General features: G+C 62.5%; 1 protein-coding gene. It reads right to left on the reverse strand.

Translation table 11 applies throughout. From position 1 onward, the window contains the following. Positions 1-414: hypothetical protein (locus tag GTW51_RS23765; RefSeq protein WP_203566291.1), on the reverse strand; the 414-nt coding region annotated here is incomplete at its 3' end. Positions 415-563 lie beyond the last annotated feature (149 nt).

A 563-nucleotide genomic window follows, 5' to 3' on the forward strand; every position in this document is an offset into this window, starting at 1 on the left:
ATCGGATGCCCCGCGATGCTTGCGCAGCCACACTTTGAAGCGGGCAACCAACTGTGGCTCGGCAGGCTCCGTCGCCGCGGCGGTGGGTCGGCAAACGCCGATCTCGACGAGGTGTCGGCGAAAGAGCTTGGCGCCGAAAGCGGTGTGGTGGTTGCGACGTCCCCCAACGGAGCGCGGACATCGACAGGTTCGCAAGTGCTGGTCGAAAGCCGCCAAATCAATGTCGCCCGACCTTGCGCCTTGCTTGGCCATGACATGGCCGAGATGAGCTGCCGCCCGCAAATAGCGCACGGCCGTGCCAGGGCTATAGCCCTCACTTTCGAGCGCTGCTGCGAAGCCGTCGAGGTATGGGCCGCTTGGCCCGCTCCGCAGATGTCCCAGCATATTCGCCGCTGAGAAGTAGGTGTCCAACATGTTCGTCCCCGTTTGTGACCGGCCATCGGTGGCCAAGCCGACGGAACCGCGGGAGCGCACTGTTATGGAGACAAGAAGAGCCGCAATTCACAGAAAAAATGCCCACACCGCCACGCCATCTCCCCATTACTGGATCTGCCCATAAGGCA

This window comes from Aurantimonas aggregata (assembly GCF_010500835.1).
GTDB lineage: Bacteria > Pseudomonadota > Alphaproteobacteria > Rhizobiales > Rhizobiaceae > Aurantimonas > Aurantimonas aggregata.